The organism is Bradyrhizobium sp. SUTN9-2, from assembly GCF_003122645.1.
Taxonomy (GTDB): domain Bacteria; phylum Pseudomonadota; class Alphaproteobacteria; order Rhizobiales; family Xanthobacteraceae; genus Bradyrhizobium; species Bradyrhizobium yuanmingense.
The window spans coordinates 1-2,557 of sequence record NZ_LAXE01000006.1; the positions used below are offsets into that span (position 1 = coordinate 1).

Consider the following 2,557-nt stretch of genomic DNA (forward strand, 5'->3'; position numbering starts at 1 on the left):
CGAGCTCGAGGACGCGGTCGACGTCGAGGACGACCATGAGCTGTCCGTCGAGGCGGTGGACGCCGCCGGCGAGCTTGGCCATGCGGGGGTCGAGGTTGACGGGGTTTTCTTCCTTACCGTCCTCGGGCAGGCGCAGCACCTCGCCGATCTGGTCGATCAGGAGGCCATAGGATTCGCCGCGCAGGTCGACGCCGACCGCCATCGCGGTCTTGCCGTCCTCGTCCTTGGGCAGGCCGAGGCGCGAGCGCATGTCGACCACGGTGACGATGCGGCCGCGCAGGTTCAAAACGCCTGCGATCTCGCGCGAGGCCAGCGGCACGCGGGTGACGCGCTCGGGCATGAACACGTCCTGGACGCGGGAGATCGGCAGGCCGAACAGCTGGCCACCGATCATCGCGGTGACGTATTCGACCATGGCGCCTTCGCTGGACTGGGTCTTCTTGCTCATTTCAGTGTCTCCTGGTCCATGCCGCTCAAGGTTTAAGCCGCGGCCGCCCGGCTCAGCTCGGAGGCGCCGGCGGCGCCCGCGGTCTGCTCCTTCAGCGCCGCGATCAGGCCGGGACGGTCGAACTTGGCGACGTAATCGTGGAAGCCGGCCTGACGGCCGCGTTCGATCGCCGCCGGCGACACCAGCGCCGAGAGGCCGATGATCGGCGTCGCAGCGAGGTTGTTGTCGGAGCGGACGACTTCCGCGAACTCGAACCCGTTCATATCGGGCATCTCGATGTCGGTCAGGATCACGTCGAAGCTTTGGGCGCGCAGTGCCGCGAGGCCCTCCTGCGCGGTCGGCGCGGTGCGGACGCGGTAGCCGGCGGCCTTCAGCACCGGCGCCAGCATGTTGCGGAAGAAGGCCGAGTCGTCGACCAGCAGCACCGACTGCGAATGCAGCGACGGCTTCATCTCCTTGCGGGTGAACCAGTCGGCGAACGCCATCGGCAGGAAGTGGCCGACGTCGATCACCTCGGTGGCCTGGCCCTTGATCACGGCCGAGCCGAGAACGCCGGAGGAGGAGCCGCCGACCTCGATGTTGAGGCGTTCCTCGACGATGTCGATGATCTCGTCGACGACGAGGCCCATGGAGCGGCCGTCGTCGGCGAACACCAGGATCGGCTGGGCGCCCTGGCTCGCAATGGTGACGCCTTCCATGGCCACCAGCGGCATCAGCTGCTCGCGGTACTGCACCATGTAGCGGCCGTTCGAGAACTCGATCTTGTCGGCCGGCAGCTCTTCCAGGCGCGTGACGAGGCCGAGCGGAACCGCCTTGGGCTGCGACGAGCCGGCGCGGAACACCAGCAGCGAGGTGGTCTGCTCGCCACTTCCGATGTGATGGCCGGCCGCTTCGTCACCCATGCCATGGGCCGAGGAGCCGGCGGCGCCGAGCGCCTTGGCGATGCCGTTGGGATCGATGATCATGATGACCGCGCCATCGCCCAGAATGGTGTTGCCGGAGAACATGTCGATGTGACGCAGTTTTGTCGACATCGGCTTGACCACGATTTCTTCGGTGTGGAACACGCCATCGACGACGATGCCGAAGGTCTGGCTGCCGACTTGCGTCACCACGATGAAGCCGTTCTCGGGATCGGAGGCCGCGCCGTCGTCGATCTTCAGGAGCTTCTTCAGATGGATCAGCGGCAGGAGCTTGTTGCGCAACCTGAGCACCGCGGTGTCCTTGATGCGCTCGATCCGGTGCTCGGAGTTGGCGCGGGCACGGACCAATTCCACCACCGAGAGCTGCGGGATCGCAAAGCGGTCGCCGGCGGCTTCGACGATCAGCGCCGAGACGATGGCGAGCGTCAGCGGGATCTTGATGGTGACGGAGCTTCCTTCGCCGGCCACGCTCTTGATGTCGATGGTGCCGCCGATCTGGTCGATATTGGTGCGGACCACGTCCATGCCGACGCCGCGGCCCGAGACCGAGGTGATGGCAGCGGCGGTGGAGAAGCCCGGCGCGAAGATGAACTTGTGGATCTGGGCTTCGCTCATCTTCTCGAGCTCGGCCTCGGTGACGAGACCGGACGAGAGCGCCTTGGCCTTGATCTTCTCGGTGTTGAGGCCGCGGCCGTTGTCGGCGATGCAGATGATGATGTGGCCGCCCTCGTGATAGGCGGACAGGCGAATGGTGCCCTGCTCGCCCTTGCCGCTGGCGAGGCGCTCGGCGGGGGTCTCCAGGCCATGATCGGCGGAGTTGCGCACCATGTGAGTGAGCGGGTCCTTGATCAGATCGAGCACCTGGCGGTCGAGCTCGGTGTCGGCGCCGTGCATCTCGAGCTCGATCTGCTTGCCGAGTTCGGATGAGAGGTCGCGGACGATGCGGGGCAGCTTCTGCCAGGCATTGCCGATCGGCTGCATGCGCGTCTTCATGACGCCTTCCTGCAGCTCGGCGGTGACGTTGGAGAGGCGCTGCAGCGGCACCTTGAACTCGGTGTCCTCGTTGCGGCGGGAGATCTCCAAGAGCTGGTTGCGGGTCAGGACCAGCTCGGAGACCATGGTCATCAGGTGCTCCAGCGTATCCACGTTGACGCGGATCGACTGGTTGGCGATGCGGTCGCCCTCG

At 66.2% G+C, this 2,557-nt stretch carries 2 protein-coding genes; both read right to left on the reverse strand.

Annotated elements, in window-relative coordinates; genetic code table 11:
- Positions 1-448, reverse strand: a 448-nt coding sequence (locus XF30_RS37595) for a chemotaxis protein CheW (RefSeq protein WP_109146024.1), incomplete at its 3' end; no start/stop codon positions are given.
- Between the two features lie 32 nt (positions 449-480).
- Positions 481-2,557: hybrid sensor histidine kinase/response regulator (locus XF30_RS37600; RefSeq protein ID WP_109146025.1), on the reverse strand; the 2,077-nt coding region annotated here is incomplete at its 5' end.